Here is a 20,013-nt window from a genome sequence, read left to right on the forward strand (position 1 = left end):
GTGTCTTGAAAGTGGTTTGAAAGATGGAATAGTTACTGAATTGAACAGCTGACAGCATGATTACTGCCAGCTGTAGGGCTACGCGAAACCTCGAGTGGGATACCTCTCGCTGTCAGATATCCTGGCGACGTTGTTGATAAACCCAGTCAACGATCTCGCCTTCTGGGGTGTAGCCGCTAACCAGTTCGCGTAACAGCTGGCGCACTCGGGTGAAGTCCTCTTTGCCTACGGCGTCCAACAGGGCAGATATACGATCCTTCAGAGAGTCCCAGTCCAGATAGTCTTCATTTGCCGTCATGATCATAGGGTGTGGCGTCGGCGATACATTGTCGCCAATCAACAACTCTTCATAGAGTTTCTCACCAGGGCGAAGGCCTGTAAATTCGATGGCAATGTCTCCATGAGGGTTCTTTTCGGATCTAATGCTCAAGCCGGACAGATGAATCATTTTTTCCGCCAATGCGGCAATCCTCACTGGCTCTCCCATATCAAGCACGAATACATCTCCACCCTGGCCCATAGAGCCCGCTTGAATGACCAATTGCGCTGCTTCAGGGATAGTCATGAAATACCGTGTAATCTTGGGGTGCGTGACAGTTAACGGCCCGCCTGATTTAATTTGCTTGTGGAACAGGGGAATTACCGAACCCGAAGAGCCCAAAACATTGCCAAAGCGTACCATAGTGAAGCGGGTTTTGTTGACGCGCGCAACATTTGCAGAGTCTCCGAACAATACTGGCGCCATTTCCTTACTAAGAGCCTGCAACACCATTTCGGCCAAACGCTTGGTACTTCCCATAACGTTGGTAGGGCGTACAGCCTTGTCTGTCGAAATCAGCACAAAGTTTGAAACGTTCGCTTGCAGGGCGGCTTGAGCTGCATTCAACGTACCGATGACATTATTGAGGACACCTTCAGCGATATTGTGCTCAACCATCGGCACATGTTTGTATGCCGCCGCATGGTAAACAGTATCTACATGCCACATGCTCATGGTATCAAGAAGGTGCTTTGGGTTTCGGATCGACCCTAAGAATGGCACCAAGCGAACCGACAATGCTTCACGATGGATACGCTGTTCTAACTCACTGTGAATGTTGTATAGATTGAACTCGCTGTGCTCGAACAGTAAGAGAGCCTTCGGCTCCAGCAGGAGAATTTGGCGACATAGCTCGGAACCAATCGACCCTCCCGCGCCGGTGACCATGACAACTTGGCCAGTAATGCAATGGGCGAGTAAGTCATCTTGTGCAGGAACAGCATCGCGCCCCAGCAAGTCAGCGATATCCACCTCCTGAATATCATCTACCTTGACCCGACCACTCGCCAGATCCATGAAACCCGGAACGCTACGCACGTGTAGCGGGAAATTCTCCAGAAAACCCAGAATTTCACGGCGGCGGGCTCGGGATGCCGAAGGAATGGCCAATAGCACCTCTTCTGCGCCGGTGATATCAATCATCCGCTGGATATCCTTTCCCCGGAACACCTGAAGACCCGAAATTACGCGATCAGCGACACTTTCATCGTCATCAATAAAGGCAACGGGACGCATGGCCCGGCCGATACGCAGGGCTGCCACCAGTTGGTTACCGGCAGCACCAGCTCCATAAATGGCTACCTTCGGTAACCCATTGTCGCGACTGACGAAGGGCACATGCTGGCTGGCGGCAAACCAATCTCCGAGGAAGTACTGGCGCATCACCAACCTCAAGCCACCAATTAGCACCAGGCTCAACCACCAGTAGTTGAATACGATCGAGCGCGGCACCACAGCAGTATGATTACTATGCCAGTAGACCACCAGAGCCAGTAACAAGGAGGCCAGAGAGACAGCCTTTCCGATTGTAATCAGTGCGTCATTACCAAAATATCGCATGACGGCCCGATACATTCCAAATCTGATAAAGATAGGAATAGCAATGACCGGAGCAGCGAGGAACAACCAATAATGGATGCGCAATGGCTCGTACACGCCACCGATGCCCAGACGCACAAGGAAGGCGAGCCAAAGAGCAAGCCACACCAATATTACGTCCGTAATCACCTGAAGGGCACGCTTATAATGCCTCGGTAGCAAGAGCATTCCCCTGCGAAGCTTATCCGTCATTCGATTGCTCTCCTGATTCCGAACCAAGCCGGACCCCTTTCTATCCATTTTCCTAGATTCTTCCTGATCAAAAGCCGACCGAGCCAATGACAGGTCATCAATTGCTTGCACGCTACAACATGCAAATCAGCGTGTCTTCAATTCCGCCGCTGTTACTGCCTCGCCCATGACAGACGTCAGTACTTCGCAAGTTTTCTGGATTTCGGCATCTGTCAGGGTTGGGTGCACGAGGAACATAAGACTGGTCTCGCCCAATTCCCGAGCCACCTGCAGCCGTGGCTCAGGCCTCCAGGCAGTACCATCGAACGCTTTCTCCAGGTAGACCTCCGAGCAGGAACCGGAGAAGCACGGCACCCCCCGCGCTACGATCTCATTGAGGATTCGATCCCTATCCCATCCATCACGAAGAGCATCAGGTTCAACGAACACATAGCACTTATACGCAGCGTGTTCAATGTCATCGGGCAACTGCGGAGCCCTGAGACCAGCCAGCGTGTTGGCACAGGCCCAGATACGCTGAGCATTGTGCAATCGAGCTTGATGCCATTGAGGCATACGCTGCAACTGAAGCCTGCCGATCGCTCCCTGCACTTCCAGCATGCGCCAATTGGTGCCAAAACTTTCATGCAGCCAGCGAAAACCAGGCTGGTGTTGGCGCTCGTATACGGATTCCCAGCTTTTACCATGATCCTTGAACGACCACATTCTCGACCAGAGTTCACGATCGTTGGTGGTGACCATGCCCCCCTCGCCTCCTGTGGTCATGATCTTGTCCTGGCAGAAAGACCAGGCGCCAACATCCCCTATCGAGCCAACCGCCTTGCCCTTATAGGTAGCGCCGTGAGCCTGAGCACAATCTTCGATGACACACAGCCCTTTCTCGGCAGCCAATGCCATGATCGGGTCCATGTCACAAGGCCAACCGGCAAGGTGCACACAAACAATTGCCTTGGTATGGGGAGTCAGTACCCGCTGGATGGTCGAGGCGTCGATATTCTGCGAGTCGCGGTTGACATCTGCAAAAACAGGCACTGCGCCAGCATTGACAATGCTGGAGACCGAGGCCAGAAATGTACGGGACGTAACGACAACTTCATCTCCGTTTCCAATACCAAGCGCCTTTAGCGCCAGATCAAGCGCTACGGTCCCGTTGGCAACCGCAACAGCATATTTTGTGCCTATCCACTCGGCAAACTCCTGCTCGAATTTACGACACTCCTGCCCTGTCCAATAGTTGACCTTATTAGACAAAATGACATCACGGGCGCAGTTTGCCTCTTCTTCTGTAAAGGAGGGCCAAGGCGAAAAAGGTGTGTTGAGCATATAAACTCCGACGTGCAAAAAAGTATATAGACAGACAGTCCACACTCACACAAAGGTAATAAATTAATTATTTATCACCCCGTGACTCTATTAGATCAGCTGGTACACCGACGACCGTATTTTTTTCAGCAACACTACGGATTACGGCAGCGCCTGCACCCACAGTCACATCTGCACCGAGGCATACCAACTGCTTGATGCAGGCGGCAATGCCCACCCATGTTCGCGCGCCGACCACGACGCCACCTGCGAGACGGGCACCAGGGCTGATATGAACAGCCTCGTCTAAGATACAGTCATGATCAACACTACAGCCTGTATTGAGAATGCCACCTGAAGCAATCTTTGCTCCGGCATTTACTACAGCACCGGCAAAAACCACTGTCCCATGACCAATGAAAGCGTGGCGACTCACATAGGCCATAGGATGAATGAGTGAAGGTAAACGTCCTCCCATCTGCGTAATTAAGGAAATTTTTTCCTGCCTGACAGCGTTATTACCGATCGCGACTGCAATACCGTCAAAATTATTGATCTGTTCGATCAGTTCCTTCGTAGTGCCTTTGACCGGCCAGTTTCCGTTTTCGCTACATGAAGGCCATGCATCATCAAAGAACTCTATCTTATCCCAACCGCAACACTCAGCAGTATCGGCAACAACCTTGCCATGCCCACTGGCCCCAAGGATAGCAAGCCTCTTCATTACGGATTGCCTGTAAATTTGGACACAGTAACTTCTCCAGCCGCACTAATACCGTCTCTTCGGACCACTTTTCTGATCGTCAATAGGATGATCTTAAAATCCAGCCATAGAGAGCGGTTATCGACATACCAAACATCCAGCTCGAATTTTTCCTGCCAGCTCAATGCATTGCGTCCGTTAATTTGAGCCCAACCGGTGACGCCGGGACGAACCTCATGCCTGCGATACTGATATGGGTTGTAGAGCGGTAGATACTCCATTAATAAGGGCCGAGGCCCGACGAGGCTCATATCGCCTTTCAGAACATTCCAAAGTTCAGGCAACTCATCGAGGCTAGTGGAGCGCAGGAATTGACCAAACGGAGTCATTCGCTCTACATCTGCTAGAGGTTTGCCATCAGCTCCATAGGCATCACGCATTGTTCTGAACTTGATCATTTCAAATGGCCGTCCATGCAGCCCCGGACGTACCTGTCGAAAAAAAACAGGCGCCCCCAGCTTTTTCTTCACCTGCCAGGAAATTATCAAAATTACTGGAGCCAAAATAAAAAGACCGAAGAGTGAAGCAAAGATATCGAATATACGCTTGCTCATGACCTCGCCCTCTCTAGCCAATCTACAAACTGATTTGCGAGCTTCTGACGATCGAACTCTCGCTCTGCAAGAGTACGTCCCCTGCGCCCCATTGTCTTCAAGGCAATACGATCATCAGCCGCCTTCTCCAGGGCATCTGCAAAATCGCCAGCATGCTCAGGCTGCACGGCAAATCCACACTGACTATCCTTTATCATGTCGGCCATCCACCCTGGGTAATTACAAAGTACAGGGAGGCCAGACGCAATATAGTCGAAAAATTTGTTCGGCGAAGTTCCATAGTAAAAAGCTGGAACATTCGCCAGCACCTGCAACCCAACATCCGTACTCGCCATGAGTCCAGCCAGACGGGCCTTATTAACAGGCTCATGAAATATGACGTTATCCAGGCCTTCGCGCCGAGCACGCTCCTGCAAACTCGGCTTTAGTTTACCCTGCCCGATCAGAACAATTTTTATATCTGTTCTATGACGGCGCTTTAACTCCATCGCTGCATCCAAGACAGCATCCAAGCCATTAGCTATTCCATGTGTACCAGCAAAAACGGCCAATAGATCATTCGTACCTACTTGCGACGGTCGCCAACGGTCTACATCTTGAGAAAATATACTAAGATCGCAGCCATTAGGGATAAGCGCTATATTTCGGGACGGCACCCCGCATTTAGAAATCCCCTCCACTATTCCGGGCGAGAGTCCGATAACGCGATGCGCCGATCGGTAACTTACCCATTCCAACGCAGACATGGCCCACAAAATCAATGGATTGCGAATAACCCCCATTGCCTTAGGGAGTTCCGGCCATAGGTCACGAACCTCAAATACAAATGGTTTACCACGCAACCAACGGGCAAATACCCCAGGAATACCTGCGGTGAGCGGCGTTGTTGTCGCAAATACTAGGTCGTACTTCTCAGTCAGTGCCAATTTGACACTACGTAGTGCAAACTTTAGAAAAGTAACTCCACGCCTGACGAAACCATCACTATTTGAATAAGGAAGATTGAGCTCAACAACCTCAATACCATCCACAAATCCTCGGCGCATACCATGCCTGAACGGATCGGTTAACCCGGTTTTTCCTGCACCCGAACTGCCACATACCATTGTGACCTGATGCCCTCGTGCCAGCAAGCGACGTGCCATCTCGTACGAACGGATCCCCGACGCACCTTGAGGAGTTGTAAAGTGTTGATGAAAATATAAAACCTTCATGACCTCAAGAAAACTCCGTCATCAGCGACCCTGGTTGATCGATTTCATTATAAATACCAGAAGCTCGTCCTAAGCCAGATAGTAACGCGACTCTCAACCTGACACCAGTTCAAACCGAGTAGGCCTCATCGACATATGACACCCGCCCTAAATCTATTAAACCGCTTGAGAGTGGCCAACAGACCATTACGGCATGGTTATCGAATCGTGCAACCCAACGATCACGTTCAAACCCCAAGGACTAGCGCTGTAATAATAGCGCCTACCTCAGCTACCTAATTTCAGTCCTGCCATATACCTCTTGTATCAACCAAAGAACCACTAGAAACCTCAACACTCTTGAATTCGGAGTGATCAACCAGCAGTAATTGAATATCAGATACTTGCAAGGCTTTCGTCAATGAGACCAGAGCAGCCTTTCCCAACCCTGGGGGAAGCTGTGAAATATTCGGCTCAACGACTAGAACTTCGCCTGGGTGCTCAGCGGCAATTTTTTTCGCGATAAGCATCGCTGGGCTTTCTCGCAGGTCATCGATATCTGGCTTAAAAGCGAGGCCATAGCAAGCAATCGTAACATCAGAAGCTGTTTTGTTCGGATTTTTCTGTAGAAATTCGCCAATAACAGACTTTAACTTATTCAACACCCAGTCAGGCTTGCTATCATTAACCTGCCGAGCCACCCGGATTAGTTTTGCTTCTTCCGGAGTTTTGCTGACAATAAACCAAGGGTCAACAGCAATGCAATGGCCTCCAACACCGGGCCCCGGCTGTAGAATATTTACGCGCGGATGCCTGTTAGCAAGCTTAATAAGCTCCCATACGCTAATATCTAATTTATTGCAGATCATCGACAACTCATTAGCAAACGCAATATTAACATCCCGGAAGCTATTCTCGGTTAACTTGCACATCTCCGCTGTGCGAGCATTTGTAACGACGCACTCTCCTTCAACGAAGGTCTTATAAAGTTCAACAGCCGCTTTGGAACAACGTGTCGTCAACCCACCAATCACTCGATCATTTTGCACGAGCTCACGAAGAACGTGCCCTGGCAAAACACGTTCTGGGCAATACGCTATTCGAACGTCAGAATTTTCGCCATGATTCTGTGGAAACGTAAGATCGGGTCGTTTATTAGCCAACCAAGTAGCCATCTGTTCCGTAGTACCAACAGGCGAAGTCGACTCCAGAATTATCAAGTTCCCTTTTTCCAATACGGGAGCTATCGCATTACAGGCAGCCTCAATAAAGGAAAGATCCGGCTGATGATCATCTTTGAACGGTGTAGGCACAGCAATGAGAAATGCATCAGCCGACTCTGGAACCGTGGTCGCCCTGAGATATCCATTAGTTACAGCAGCGTTCACAAGCATGTCAAGATCAGGTTCAACGATATGAATCTTACCTTGATTGATGGTATCGACTGCATGTGTATTTACATCCACGCCTATAACGCTCTTCTTTCGAGAGGCAAATACCGCAGCCGTTGGCAAACCGATATAGCCAAGGCCAACAACTGAAATTTTTTCAAAAGGCATAATCCACCAACCTCAAATAAAGATTACTTTACAAGTCAGCTCATGAATTAATCTGAAGCAACGCTTCAATGATCCTTTCACAAGCCTTCCCATCACCATATGGATTATGGGCAATACTCATTTTTTGGTAAGCTTCCTCATCATCAAGAAGCCTACTGACATGCGAAACTATTTTATCCGTCTCAGTCCCAACAAGCTGAACTGTACCTGCAACGACAGCCTCAGGGCGCTCCGTGGTATCTCTCATTACCAAGACAGGTTTCCCAAGGGAAGGAGCCTCCTCCTGTATCCCACCTGAATCGGTCAAGATCACATAAGACCTGCTCATCAAATACACAAACGGAAGGTAGTCTAATGGCTCTATAAGATGAACATTATCCAAACCATTTAGTAGCCGGTTGACGGGTTCCCTCACATTGGGATTCAGATGAACCGGATAGACAATATCCACCTCAGGATACTTTCTCGCCAATTCAATTAGTGCCTGACAAATTCTTTCGAACCCACCGCCAAAGCTTTCGCGCCTGTGACCAGTAACCAAAACAACTTTCCTATCATCAGATAGAAACCCGGCTGGCTTCATGGCTGCAGCCCTTAACTCGCCATCCGTTTCCAATCGATGGATAACGTCAAGCAGTGCATCAATGACGGTATTACCGGTCACTATTACATCCCTACAGTCAACCCCTTCTTTAAGAAGATTTGACTTTGAAGTCTCCGTCGGCGAAAAGTGTATTTTCGCAAGGACTCCAGTCAACTTCCTATTCCCCTCTTCTGGCCATGGGGATAATAAATTTCCTGTACGCAAGCCAGCCTCAACATGAGCCACGGGAATCTGCTGGTAATAGGCTGCCAGAGAAGCAGCAAAGGTCGTGGCGGTATCTCCATGAACCAAAACCACATCTGGTTTAAAATCCATAAATACTTTTTTAAGACCACCAAGAATAGCGACAGTAATATCAGTTAAGTCCTGTCCTGCTTTCATAATATCCAGATCATAGTCTGGCTCTAATGAGAACAGATTCAACACCTGATCAAGCATTTCTCGATGCTGACCTGTTACGCACACTTTGGCCTCAAAGCGACCATCATCGGCTAGTGCAATAGCCAGGGGAGCCATTTTAATAGCCTCAGGGCGCGTCCCAAATACACACAATGTCTTCACAACACACCCCTCCGTAAAATTGTACGTCGCTATATCGCTTGAACAGTACTAGAATCAGTAGCCATGCGGCTATCCAGAGGGTATTCTCTGGCATTCCCCCATGATTAGCAAAGACTTTTGCTATCTGAGCCCAGGTGTCTAACTTCCATTTCTTTCTGCTCAGGGCTGCTCCCCTCTCGATAGAGCATTCCTAGAAGAACCATAAGATAAATCCCTCTATTATCCACCACCGAACCACTAAACATAGAAAACAGAAAAAGCATCAACAAAAGATAAACTAAATTCCTATCACGTATCTTTGTGAAAAAAAACGCGATCATGAGCAATGACCCCATACCTAGAACCAACCCTTGCTCTATCAATATCTCAACTAAATAATTATGTGGATATTCATACTCCGAGAAAAGCGCCCACTGCCCTATACCAATACCCAATGGATAGTCAGATAGCAAATTAATAGCAAGCAAATATTGCTCCAGACGCGCACCGATCGATCCATAGTTCGCGCCTTCGAATAGCATTCCAAAATCCGAACTACTGAGAGACTCATATAGCGACCCAAAAAAACGAAACACCCTATTATCAAGAAGCTCACCTGGCAACACCAAGAGCAAAGGAACAGATAGGACTATCAACATCATAAAGAACATTCTTTTCTTCAAAAACAATATAAACATTCCCGCCAAAATAGGCCCCTTGGAATAAGATAGCAATGAAAGAGCGGCAGGAAGCGAGGCGAGTATTAGTTTTCGATTGCCATATAGCAGAAGAATTGCACTTGCGATAACCATAAGCTGACCAAACACAATGGGGCCATTTACCCCAATTGGTTCACGCAATACAAATTGCTGCCCTTTGGCACCCCCCCAAAGAACAGCCAAACAACCATAGAAGACCAACAACCCAGCAAAATTCAGCAATACCGACCCTAGCGATTTTCTTTTCGGCAGTATGCAGTACACAATGGCTGTCACTGAGAGAAGAAATGACAGCGACACATATTTCAAAAAGCCGAAATCATTAAAAGCCCCAAACATCAAATTAAACAAAAACAACAAATTAAACGATGTCAAAAAATAACAGGCATATATTTTCCTACAGAGCACCAGCAGCAAAATAGCGATCGACATTAACATCAACATCAACAATAGAGAGCCGATCAATTGAATACCATCCATCTCTCCAGCCAAAAGCAAGGGAGCCTTGGCGAGCATGTAGACAAAAAACAAAAAGCCGCCAAATAGTAATGCCTCACCAGACAACCATCTATTATTGTACATTATGAACTTGCCCATCCCGCAGCCCATATGCCGCATATAGTTTCACAGCACCACCAACAGAAAAGGCGATTAACAGACAACTGGCGAGCAAGCTGATGGTTGACTGCATTGACAAACAGTATGCCGATAACAAAAACGCGACAAGCGAGGCTGCATTGGAATACGAAAGCCAGTTAAACATCCCTCGACTATACAAAACATAATGAGGGATGAACCCAAGTTTAAAGACAGCTGCCGCAAAAATCACAAGCCAAAGGCTATCTAAATTTTTTTCGTATGCATGCAAGCTTAGCACTTCAATTATATAAGGAACAAGGTAGCCGATAAACAGAGCAAGCACTACCACTCCAATCGCCGTAGAACATATTAACTCCTTATGCGCCGCCGCATAAGCAGCATGATTACCTTCCTTATAGGAGCGCAAAAGCTTCGGGTATATAAATGAAAAAACAGCGGGATCGAGAAAGTTAAACACCCCCATCACCACACTTATATAAAACACATAAACACCCACCAACTCTGGAGTCGAATAATACTCCATCACGTACCGATCAACAGTCAACAACAACTTCAACATGATGGATGACAAGAGAAAAATTACACTTTTTTTCAGACCACTGCGAACCCAAGCCCCTCCCATCCCATTGAAATCCACCCTTATATTATTAGCCTTTAAAAAACACAATGCGATCAGAATAGATAAACCGGCTCCCCCTAGCCACGAGAGATATATGAATTCCAACGACCTATAAGCGGGAAAGAAATAAACAACCGGAACGACAAAAAAAACCCATGCAGATGTCTGAGTAAAAAACACAAAACTAGACAAAAGCTGATTACCAAGCACAACCAATAGCGCCTCCAGTTCCAGAGACACCATTACAAAAAATAGAGTCAAGTAGAAATAAACGATGTAGTCAAACTCAATGAAGCCGCCGAAAAATATTAAATAAAAGAACGGAATACTGACAAGGTAAAGACAGGCTACAGTCTTAAAATGCGATCCTAGTATTCGAGCTCGGGCACCTTCTCCTTGCGCAAACAGCTCTCCGTACATATACTTATTAAAATCAAAGCTCACCAAGAGCACACAAAATAATACCGTAGCGACAAATATCCCGAACTTACCGACATCGGCCTCGGGTAGAAATTTTGCCAAAAACATTATTAGCACGAATCGCCCCAAAACCGTGCCACCGCGGATACCAATGTTTAAAAACCTTAGCAAAATCCGATTAGAAAGCAATTTTTCCAGTAACATATCCAATGGCTTAATATCCGCTTAAGTTGGCACTCTGGGAGCTAATCAAGGTAGCGTTACATTGGTCATAAAGAAAAGCATCCTATCTATGTCGACGCGATAATCTATATAGCAGATAAAAATCGAGAACACTGTCCCGTCCGTACATTCAATGTCGACAGAAACCACAACATGCTACGCGCCAGAGTAGAGAAAGCTCCCACTCCAGAAACATCCTTGACCCGGAGGTACGAATGAGAATTCATTCACATTTACTCATGCGGTACTACACCAGCGCGCTGCAATCATTTCGCTTAACCCTGAGCCATTTTTCGCCGAGTCATTTCATTCTTGCAATATTGCAAGATAGCGAATAGCAGGCCCAACCCGAAGCCCATCACTATCCCTATAGTTATGATAATCAGCCTCTTCGGTTTTACAGGCCTGTCTGGCGACTCAATAGCACCATCCTGCCTGTAGACCTGGATCACACCCTTTTCTATCTGCAAGGACCGGTAAAACGCCAAAGCCTCTTGCTGCTGGCGGAGGTCCTTGATGAACGGACCATCGGACGTGCGCTTGCGTAGATTGTCTATCTCAGCCTCCAAGGCCTTGCTACCACGCATGTACATAAGCGAGCCGTCCATCCCAGCAGAGACCTCACTCGACAAAGTGTTAGAGATTATCGGGGGGCTTTCCAAACCGATAGCTTTAGCTACACGTAAGGCTTCAGTCAATTGAATGATCTGATCTTCACGTTGCTTTCTGGCACTTTCAAGCGCTGCAGTAATCTGCTGCTCCAGGTTGTCTGCCTTGACTGTGGCATCGGCTTTTACATCCCTGATAACCTCTGTCCGACCTCGTTCACCCGCCATTTCTAAATAACGGACAACCCACTCGGCGGCTTGTCGAGGATCCGATACATTAACTTTTACGAAAAACCGATTCGGCGTTTCCTTGGCCGCCACCCCTAACGCTAGCACTTCCTGAAAACGGCTATACAGCTCATCTTGCGAGCCGGTACGCTCTTTCTCTGTCAGACTTGGCAGATAGATGCTTCGGAAGAACTCTCGCCGCAGCGACTCTGACTGGAGATTTCGCAAGTAGATGTCATAGACATCCTTTACCGTGAGGATATTCAATCCAGAGGTGCCACCACGCCCAAAATTCAATTGGGCAATGTCATTCTGCGTAGGAGGCTGAACAAAAGCCTTGGCTTCATAGACAGGTTTCGCAAGCAGGGCGTAAGCTATCGCAATCACCGTCACAATCGCCGTTGTCACGATGATCAACACCTTCTGCCTCCATATCTCCTCAATCAGTTCGAAAAGATCAATCTCACCATCAGCACTTCTCAGGCGCTCACGTTCATTGCGCATTTATTCTACTTTTCCTTGGGGTCCGTCTGTTTGCGTAAGCTCCCAACTGGAGCCGACATCACTGGGGCTACCCACTATTTCAGCCCCAAGCCGTCTCCATGAGATGTAACATCATTTTGCCGACACTCAGGACATTTTTTCAATTTCCAATGTTCGTGATGCTCTAAGCTTCGCTTCAAAATTTTTATAATCGACAGTAGAGGGAACGCATCTAAATAAGTTCCCCGCTTCCCGACCAACCCCCAGCCCTCCGCCAAGCGGTCATCCCGGTATGCTGATCTCCAGCTCCAATCCCAGCCTCGAGAAGCACCGCCGCAACGCCTGGGCCAGCGCCTGCTTCGCCTTCCCCTCACCATGCACAAGTACAACCTTTTTCACCGCATTGCCTTGCCCTAGAGCAAACCGCACCAAGCCTTCCTGGTCGGCATGCCCCGAATACCCCTCCAGCGTCATGACCTTCGCACGAATCTCAAGCATTCGTCCATCCAGGTCAACCCCCACCACGCCTCCAGCCTTCTGGCTGGCCTGAATGAAAGCCCCAGGCGTCCCTCTGGCCTGATACCCAACGAACATCACCTCATGCCGTGGATCCCCCAGCATGGCCTTGAGGTAATTGACGATTCGCCCACCAGAACACATGCCATTACCAGCAATAACGATAGCAGGCCGCCCCGTGCTCTTGAGGTAATTGACGACCTGCTGATGCCTGGCATGCGTGTCGACACAGATCAACTGACCGAACCCGAGAGGATCACGCCCCTCCCCCAGCCGCTGCCTGGCTTCGTCATTCCAGTACTGGTGCAGCGCCCTATATGCCCGAGTCACCCGTTGAGCCAGGGGCGAGTCGAGGATGATGGGGAGTTGGGACCAGTCCAGAGGATCGCCGTCAGCCTTCTCGGTCGGGCTAGTCAGCAAGGCCTTGCGATGAAGGATGTCTTCGATCTCGTACAGCAGCTCCTGAGTACGGCCAAGGCTGAACGCAGGGATGAGAATGGTACCCTGGTCGGCCAGGGCGCGATCGATGGCGGCCTCCAGGCGCTGCTGGCGTTCGCTACGGTCGGGATGCAGACGATCGCCGTAGGTGCTTTCCAGCACCAACAGGTCGGCGCGCTCCGGAGGCTGCAGGGGGCGCAGCAAAGGATTGCAGGGGGCGCCGAGGTCGCCGGAGAAGACCACACGGGTACTTGGCTCACCTTGCGTGTAACGCACATCGCACTCCACATAGGCCGAGCCGAGCAGGTGGCCGGCACGCTGCAGGCGTATACGGCACTGCAGCCCCTCACGGTCGACGACGCGGTACCACTGTTCGAACGGCACGGGCTCGATGAGGCCATTCAACAACTCGAGGTAACGGGCCACGTGGGTGGGTTCGCTGCTGATGCCGAGCTTGTAGGCGTCTTCGAGAATCAGCGGCAGAAGCACCGCCGAGGGTTCGCTGCAGAGGATCGGGCCGCGGTAACCGGCGGCGAGCAACGCGGGGACCCGGCCCACATGATCGAGGTGGACATGGGTGATGACCAGGGCCTGAATGCCTTCGATAGCGAAGCCTAGGGATGAAAACTCACCCTCGGGGCTGGCTTCGGCACCTTGTTCCAGGCCGCAGTCGATCAGGAGACTGGTAGTGCTGTCGAGGTGCAACTGGTGGCAGGAACCGGTGACACCCCGGGTGCCGCCATGATGCGCAAGGGCGGGATATGCCATGCTGCTGATGCCTTTCGGGTGCGAGAAGTGAAGCGCCCTATTACTCCATGCCTCTGCCTGCACTTACGTCAGAGGATTCTCAAAACAGCATAGGAAAAGCCCTTTAACTACGAGACAGCGCCGCCTCGCGCGCAGCAGCTCGGATCTTGCGCTTGCTGCGCAATACGCCATAAGCCCCCAGCAACGGGCCAACGGCCAGGCCGACGACCAATGCTGCCAGCACCAGGATCGCCACCGGCACGGCCGGCGCCGACCAGCCGAACAGCATCAGGGATACCGTTTGCTGGTTCTCCAGAACGAAGAACAGGACCACTGCCGCCAACAGCAGCACGAACAACGCCGCGATGGCGCGCTTGAGGTTACGCATCAGGCTGTTCCTTTTTCGATCAGTGCGGGACCTGGTCTTCTTCGTTGACCCGGTCGCGCAGTTCCTTGCCTGGCTTGAAGTGTGGCACGTACTTGCCTTCGAGGTTCACCGACTGGCCGGTCTTGGGGTTGCGACCTACCCGTGGCGCCCGGTAGTGCAGGGAAAAGCTGCCAAAACCACGGATCTCGATGCGATCGCCAGTGGCCAGGCATTGTGACATCTGCTCAAGCATGGTCTTGATGGCCAACTCCACGTCCTTGGACGAGAGCAGCCCCTGATGGGTGACAATACGTTCGATCAGCTCCGACTTCGTCATATTTTTCCCTTCGTTATCAAGCAGCTAGATCATTGCTTAACCAGTTTGTAGCACGGTACGGCAGATTTGAACAGGGTGGTTCTTGACTTAATAAAAAAATTCAAGATTGAACGAAGTGAAATATGTCTTGAACTGGATGGGCTTGGCAGGGATTGGGTTGGGGCCGAGGGGGGGCACACCTTAAGGCGCATGGTGCCTGCGAGATCGCGCGGGCGGCGCTCGATTTGCCGACCAAAACCCACGACGCCCTTATCCACCCCGCAACAAAGCTCAAAAAAAAAGGGCGACCCCGAAGGTCGCCCTTTTTTACCGATCAAACAGAACTTAGTTCTGCTTGGCCATCGCTTCGCGCAGCAGCGCAGCCATGGTGGTGTCGGCAGCCGCTTCCGGAGCGTTTTTCAGGCTCTGGATGGCTTCGCGCTCTTCAGCGTCGTCCTTCGACTTGATGGACAGGCTGATGACGCGGGACTTGCGGTCGACGCTGATGATCTTGGCTTCGATCTCGTCGCCTTCCTTCAGCACGTTACGGGCGTCTTCGACGCGGTCACGGCTGATTTCGGAAGCCTTCAGAGTAGCCTCGATGTCGTCGGCCAGGGTGACGATGGCGCCCTTGGCGTCAACTTCCTTGACGGTACCCTTGACGATAGCGCCCTTGTCGTTCAGAGCAACGAAGTTGGAGAACGGATCGTCTTCCAGTTGCTTGATACCCAGGGAGATGCGCTCGCGCTCTGGATCGACCGACAGGATGACGGTTTCCAGCTCGTCGCCCTTCTTGAAGCGACGTACGGCTTCTTCGCCGGACTCGTTCCAGGAGATGTCGGACAGGTGAACCAGGCCGTCGATGCCGCCTTCCAGGCCAATGAAGATACCGAAGTCGGTGATCGACTTGATGGTACCGGTGATCTTGTCACCTTTGTTGAACTGGCTGGAGAAGTCTTCCCATGGGTTGGACTTGCACTGCTTGATGCCCAGGGAGATACGACGACGCTCTTCGTCGATGTCCAGAACCATGACTTCCACTTCGTCGCCAACCTGAACGACTTTCGACGGGTGGATGTTCTTGTTGGTCCAGTCCATTTCGGAAACGTGTACCAGACCTTCGACGCCTTCTTCCAGCTCGGCGAAGCAGCCGTAGTCGGTCAGGTTGGTGACGCGAGCCTGTACGCGGGTACCTTCTGGGTAGCGCGAGGTGATGGCGACCCATGGATCTTCGCCCATCTGCTTCAGACCCAGGGAAACGCGGTTGCGCTCACGGTCGAACTTCAGGACGCGAACGTCGACTTCATCGCCAACATTGACGATTTCCGACGGGTGCTTGATGCGCTTCCAAGCCATGTCGGTGATGTGCAGCAGGCCGTCGATACCACCCAGGTCCACGAAGGCACCGTAGTCGGTGAGGTTCTTGACGATACCCTTGACCTGTTGGCCTTCCTGCAGGGTTTCCAGCAGGGCTTCGCGCTCGGCGCTGTTCTCGGCTTCCAGCACGCTGCGACGGGAAACGACAACGTTGTTGCGCTTCTGGTCCAGCTTGATGACCTTGAATTCCAGCTCTTTGCCTTCCAGGTGGGTGGTGTCGCGCACAGGGCGGACATCGACCAGGGAGCCTGGCAGGAACGCACGGATGCCGTTAACGTCGACAGTGAAGCCGCCCTTAACCTTACCGTTGATAACGCCCTTGACCACTTCTTCGGCGGCGAAAGCTGCTTCCAGAACAATCCAGCACTCGGCGCGCTTGGCTTTTTCACGGGACAGCTTGGTTTCGCCAAAGCCGTCTTCGACCGCGTCCAGCGCAACGTGAACTTCGTCACCGACCTTGATGGTCAGCTCGCCAGCTTCGTTGATGAACTGCTCGAGCGGGATGACGCCCTCGGACTTCAGGCCAGCGTGAACGGTAACCCAGTCGCCATCGATGTCGACAACGATACCGGTGATGATCGCGCCCGGCTGCAGATTGAGGGTTTTCAGGCTTTCTTCAAAGAGTTCTGCAAAGCTTTCGCTCATTTTAATTCCTGTAGATTCGGGCGAAACAGACGCCCATCGCCACATTCCAGACAATGTGGGTTTCGTTCATGTAAAGGAAGACCGGCAGGACGTTGACTGGTGACCCTGCCTGCCTTCCTGGCTATCAGAGCAGATCGCGCTGGACGAGCTCGCTCCTGATGCGTTGCAACACCTGCTCGATGGACAACTCGGTGGAGTCCAGCTGGATGGCATCGGCCGCTGGTTTCAGCGGGGCTACCGCACGCTGGGTGTCGCGCTCATCGCGCGCACGAATCTCATCTAGCAGACTCGCCAGACTAACATCATCGCCCTTCGCCTTCAACTGCAAATAACGGCGTCGAGCGCGTTCCTCCGCACTGGCGGTGAGGAAGACCTTCAAGGGCGCGTCCGGGAACACCACGGTGCCCATGTCGCGGCCATCGGCGATCAGCCCGGGGGCTTCGCGGAAGGCACGCTGGCGTTGCAGCAACGCTTCACGCACCGCCGGCAGCGAGGCGACCATCGAGGCGCCGGCGCCGACCGTCTCGGTGCGGATGACATTGCTGACATCCTCGCCTTCGAGGATGATCTGTTGCAGCTTACCCGGTTCCGCGGCGATGAACTGCACATCCAGATGGGCGGCCAAGGCCTTGAGCAGTTCCTCGTTGGTCAGGTCGACGCCGTGGTTGGTGGCGTTGAAGGCCAGCAGGCGGTAGAGGGCGCCGGAGTCCAGCAGCTTCCAGCCCAACTCGCGGGCCAGCAGGCCAGCCACGGTGCCCTTGCCCGAGCCGCTTGGCCCGTCGATGGTGATGACCGGTGCTTGCGAACTCACGACTTGCCCTCTTCTGCAACACGGATGCCGACTTCAGCGCACAGCGCCAGGAAGTTCGGGAAGGAGGTGGCGACATTGGCGCAGTCATGGATGCGGATCGGCGCCGTGGCACGCAGCGATGCCACGCTGAAGGCCATGGCGATACGGTGGTCGCCGTGACCATGCACTTCGCCCCCCCCGATCGGGCCGCCGTCGATGATGATGCCGTCCGGGGTCGGTTGGCACTTCACGCCCAGGGTGACCAGGCCGTCGGCCATGACCTGGATACGGTCGGACTCCTTGACCCGCAGTTCCTCGGCGCCCCGCAGCACGGTACGGCCTTCGGCACAGGCCGCGGCGACGAACAGCACCGGGAACTCGTCGATGGCCAGCGGCACCAGGTTTTCCGGGATCTCGATCCCCTTGAGCTTCGCCCCACGCACGCGCAGGTCGGCCACCGGCTCGCCGCCGACTTCACGCTGGTTCTCCAGGGTGATGTCACCGCCCATCAGGCGCAGGATGTCGATCACGCCGGTGCGGGTCGGGTTGATGCCGACGTGTTCGAGCACCAACTCCGAACCCTCGGCGATGGACGCCGCCACCAGGAAGAAGGCTGCCGAGGAGATGTCGGCCGGCACTTCGATACGGGTCGCGGTGAGCTTGCCGCCGGATTGCAGCGAGGCGACCGGGCCGTTGGACTCCACGGTATAGCCGAAGCCGCGCAACATGCGCTCGGTGTGGTCGCGGGTCGGCGCCGGCTCGGTGACGGTGGTGGTGCCTTCGGCGTACAGGCCGGCCAGCAGCAGGCAGGATTTGACCTGGGCACTGGCCATCGGCAGGGTGTAGTTCAGCGCCTTGAGCGTGTGGCCGCCACGGATGGTCAGCGGCGGACGGCCCTCGGGGCCGGTCTCGACCACGGCACCCATCTCGCGCAGCGGGTTGGCCACACGGTTCATCGGGCGCTTGGACAGCGAAGCGTCGCCCGTCATGGTCACATCGAACGGCTGGGCGGCCAGCAGGCCAGACAGCAAGCGCATCGAGGTGCCGGAGTTACCCAGGTAGATCGGCCCGGGTGGCGGTTTCAGGCCATGCAGGCCAACACCATGGATGGTCACCTTGCCATGGTGCGGGCCTTCGATGACCACCCCCATGTCGCGGAAGGCCTGCAGGGTCGCCAGGGCATCCTCGCCTTCGAGGAAACCTTCGACCTCGGTGGTGCCTTCGGCCAGCGAGCCAAGCATGATCGAGCGGTGGGATATGGATTTGTCGCCCGGTACGCGGATCCGTCCGGACAGGCGGCCACCAGGTTGGGCCAGGAAAATCAGATCGTTGGCGTTCATAGCGTCCACATAGGCCCGGCGGGCCAGGATTTTACTGAAATGCTCGCGGGCGACCCGGGCGCGGGTGAACACACCCAGCAGTTGGTGCCCGTCCCCTGCATCGACCGCGTCGCGCAAGGCGTCGAGGTCGCTGCGAAATGTATCCAGGGTGCGCAGGACGGCCTCGCGATTGGCGAGAAAGATGTCGTGCCACATGATCGGGTCGCTGCCGGCGATTCTCGTGAAATCGCGGAAGCCCCCCGCAGCGTACCGGAAGATATCCAGGTTTTCATTGCGCTTGGCCAGGGAGTCGACCAGGCCGAAGGCCAGCAGGTGCGGCAGGTGGCTGGTGGCGGCCAGGACCTCGTCGTGGCGCTCCACCGGCATGTGCTCCACATCCGCCTCCAGCGCGCGCCACAGGCGGTCGACCAGCGCCAGCGCGGCGGGGTCGGTCTCGGCCAGTGGCGTGAGGATCACCTTGTGGCGACGGAACAGCGCGGCATTGGAGGCCTCCACCCCGCTCTGTTCGGAGCCGGCGATCGGGTGGCCGGGGACGAAGCGCGGCAGGCGCTCGGCGAAGGCCGCACGGGCCGCGCGCACCACATTGCCCTTGGCGCTGCCGACGTCGGTGATGACGGCATCGCCCAGGTCCAGGTCGGCGAGGCGGGCGAGCACTTTCTCCATGGCCAGGATGGGCACGGCCAACTGGATCACGTCGGCGCCGACGCAGGCTGCGGCGAGGTCTTCTTCGCAGCGGTCGACCACGCCCAGGGCCACGGCCTGCTTGCGCGACGGGGCGTCCAGGTCGACGCCGACCACCTCGCGGCACAGGCCGCTTTCACGCAGGCCCTTGGCGAAGGAACCGCCGATCAGGCCCAGGCCTACGACCACCAGGCGACCGATGATCGGCCCCGGTTTGTTTGCTACCACATCAACCACGTGTGCGAACCCTGTTCAGAAACTATGCCAGTCAG

At 53.0% G+C, this 20,013-nt stretch carries 16 protein-coding genes; all 16 read right to left on the bottom strand.

All coding sequences use genetic code 11. The features are described 5' to 3' along the window. Window positions 1-112: 112 nt before the first annotated feature. A complete protein-coding gene (locus ACDI39_RS10035) occupies window positions 113-2,110 on the bottom strand; it encodes a polysaccharide biosynthesis protein (protein WP_225788205.1) in 1,998 nt (665 codons plus the stop codon). Window positions 2,111-2,236: 126 nt separating this feature from the next. Next, on the bottom strand, window positions 2,237-3,433 hold the full coding sequence (locus ACDI39_RS10040) for a DegT/DnrJ/EryC1/StrS family aminotransferase (protein WP_225788206.1): 1,197 nt from the start codon (window positions 3,431-3,433) through the stop codon (window positions 2,237-2,239). Window positions 3,434-3,500: 67 nt separating this feature from the next. Beyond that, on the bottom strand, window positions 3,501-4,136 hold the full coding sequence (locus ACDI39_RS10045) for an acetyltransferase (protein WP_225788207.1): 636 nt from the start codon (window positions 4,134-4,136) through the stop codon (window positions 3,501-3,503). Next, window positions 4,136-4,729: a sugar transferase gene (locus tag ACDI39_RS10050; RefSeq protein WP_225788208.1), complete on the bottom strand. Its 594-nt coding sequence runs from the start codon at window positions 4,727-4,729 to the stop codon at window positions 4,136-4,138. The genes ACDI39_RS10045 and ACDI39_RS10050 overlap by 1 nt, the downstream gene beginning before the upstream one ends. After that, a complete protein-coding gene (locus tag ACDI39_RS10055) occupies window positions 4,726-5,943 on the bottom strand; it encodes a glycosyltransferase family 4 protein (protein WP_253168335.1) in 1,218 nt (405 codons plus the stop codon). Before ACDI39_RS10055 ends, ACDI39_RS10050 begins: the two co-directional genes overlap by 4 nt. Window positions 5,944-6,224: 281 nt before the next feature. Then, window positions 6,225-7,481, bottom strand: a complete 1,257-nt coding sequence (wecC, locus tag ACDI39_RS10060) for a UDP-N-acetyl-D-mannosamine dehydrogenase (RefSeq protein ID WP_486538545.1) — start codon at window positions 7,479-7,481, stop codon at window positions 6,225-6,227. Between the two features lie 40 nt (window positions 7,482-7,521). Continuing rightward, complete coding sequence (gene wecB / locus ACDI39_RS10065) at window positions 7,522-8,601, bottom strand: non-hydrolyzing UDP-N-acetylglucosamine 2-epimerase (RefSeq protein WP_486538979.1); 1,080 nt, start codon at window positions 8,599-8,601, stop codon at window positions 7,522-7,524. 149 nt (window positions 8,602-8,750) lie between these two features. Beyond that, complete coding sequence (locus ACDI39_RS10070; RefSeq protein WP_486538547.1) at window positions 8,751-9,941, bottom strand: hypothetical protein; 1,191 nt, start codon at window positions 9,939-9,941, stop codon at window positions 8,751-8,753. Next, entirely contained in the window at window positions 9,916-11,187 is a 1,272-nt protein-coding gene (locus tag ACDI39_RS10075) for a lipopolysaccharide biosynthesis protein (RefSeq protein WP_486538549.1), read from the bottom strand. Before ACDI39_RS10075 ends, ACDI39_RS10070 begins: the two co-directional genes overlap by 26 nt. A 293-nt stretch (window positions 11,188-11,480) precedes the next feature. Further along, the gene (locus tag ACDI39_RS10080) at window positions 11,481-12,545 is read right to left on the bottom strand and encodes an LPS O-antigen chain length determinant protein WzzB (RefSeq protein WP_486538551.1); all 1,065 of its coding nucleotides are present in this window, start codon (window positions 12,543-12,545) and stop codon (window positions 11,481-11,483) included. 261 nt (window positions 12,546-12,806) lie between these two features. Continuing rightward, window positions 12,807-14,246 carry an MBL fold metallo-hydrolase gene (locus tag ACDI39_RS10085; protein ID WP_486538553.1) on the bottom strand — a complete coding sequence of 480 codons (1,440 nt, stop codon included), beginning with the start codon at window positions 14,244-14,246 and terminating at the stop codon, window positions 12,807-12,809. A 103-nt stretch (window positions 14,247-14,349) separates the two neighbouring features. Beyond that, entirely contained in the window at window positions 14,350-14,613 is a 264-nt protein-coding gene (locus ACDI39_RS10090; RefSeq protein WP_225788216.1) for a lipopolysaccharide assembly protein LapA domain-containing protein, read from the bottom strand. Between the two features lie 19 nt (window positions 14,614-14,632). Continuing rightward, entirely contained in the window at window positions 14,633-14,929 is a 297-nt protein-coding gene (ihfB, locus tag ACDI39_RS10095) for an integration host factor subunit beta (RefSeq protein ID WP_225788217.1), read from the bottom strand. Window positions 14,930-15,253: 324 nt separating this feature from the next. Then, the gene (gene rpsA / locus ACDI39_RS10100) at window positions 15,254-16,930 is read right to left on the bottom strand and encodes a 30S ribosomal protein S1 (protein ID WP_225788218.1); all 1,677 of its coding nucleotides are present in this window, start codon (window positions 16,928-16,930) and stop codon (window positions 15,254-15,256) included. A 124-nt stretch (window positions 16,931-17,054) separates the two neighbouring features. Further along, entirely contained in the window at window positions 17,055-17,741 is a 687-nt protein-coding gene (gene cmk / locus ACDI39_RS10105) for a (d)CMP kinase (RefSeq protein ID WP_253081299.1), read from the bottom strand. Next, entirely contained in the window at window positions 17,738-19,945 is a 2,208-nt protein-coding gene (locus tag ACDI39_RS10110) for a bifunctional prephenate dehydrogenase/3-phosphoshikimate 1-carboxyvinyltransferase (RefSeq protein ID WP_253081304.1), read from the bottom strand. The genes cmk and ACDI39_RS10110 overlap by 4 nt, the downstream gene beginning before the upstream one ends. Window positions 19,946-20,013: the final 68 nt, after the last annotated feature.

Source organism: Pseudomonas sp. Tun-23181 (genome assembly GCF_057415455.1).

Bases quoted from the DNA above. Each gene is read 5' to 3' on its own strand.
- ACDI39_RS10035 (WP_225788205.1), bottom strand. From the start codon at position 2,110: ATGACGGATAAGCTTCGCAGGGGAATGCTCTTGCTACCGAGGCATTAT.
- ACDI39_RS10040 (WP_225788206.1), bottom strand. From the start codon at position 3,433: ATGCTCAACACACCTTTTTCGCCTTGGCCCTCCTTTACAGAAGAAGAG.
- ACDI39_RS10045 (WP_225788207.1), bottom strand. From the start codon at position 4,136: ATGAAGAGGCTTGCTATCCTTGGGGCCAGTGGGCATGGCAAGGTTGTT.
- ACDI39_RS10050 (WP_225788208.1), bottom strand. From the start codon at position 4,729: ATGAGCAAGCGTATATTCGATATCTTTGCTTCACTCTTCGGTCTTTTT.
- ACDI39_RS10055 (WP_253168335.1), bottom strand. From the start codon at position 5,943: ATGAAGGTTTTATATTTTCATCAACACTTTACAACTCCTCAAGGTGCG.
- wecC (WP_486538545.1), bottom strand. From the start codon at position 7,481: ATGCCTTTTGAAAAAATTTCAGTTGTTGGCCTTGGCTATATCGGTTTG.
- wecB (WP_486538979.1), bottom strand. From the start codon at position 8,601: ATGGCTCCCCTGGCTATTGCACTAGCCGATGATGGTCGCTTTGAGGCC.
- ACDI39_RS10070 (WP_486538547.1), bottom strand. From the start codon at position 9,941: ATGGGCAAGTTCATAATGTACAATAATAGATGGTTGTCTGGTGAGGCA.
- ACDI39_RS10075 (WP_486538549.1), bottom strand. From the start codon at position 11,187: ATGTTACTGGAAAAATTGCTTTCTAATCGGATTTTGCTAAGGTTTTTA.
- ACDI39_RS10080 (WP_486538551.1), bottom strand. From the start codon at position 12,545: ATGCGCAATGAACGTGAGCGCCTGAGAAGTGCTGATGGTGAGATTGAT.
- ACDI39_RS10085 (WP_486538553.1), bottom strand. From the start codon at position 14,246: ATGGCATATCCCGCCCTTGCGCATCATGGCGGCACCCGGGGTGTCACC.
- ACDI39_RS10090 (WP_225788216.1), bottom strand. From the start codon at position 14,613: ATGCGTAACCTCAAGCGCGCCATCGCGGCGTTGTTCGTGCTGCTGTTG.
- ihfB (WP_225788217.1), bottom strand. From the start codon at position 14,929: ATGACGAAGTCGGAGCTGATCGAACGTATTGTCACCCATCAGGGGCTG.
- rpsA (WP_225788218.1), bottom strand. From the start codon at position 16,930: ATGAGCGAAAGCTTTGCAGAACTCTTTGAAGAAAGCCTGAAAACCCTC.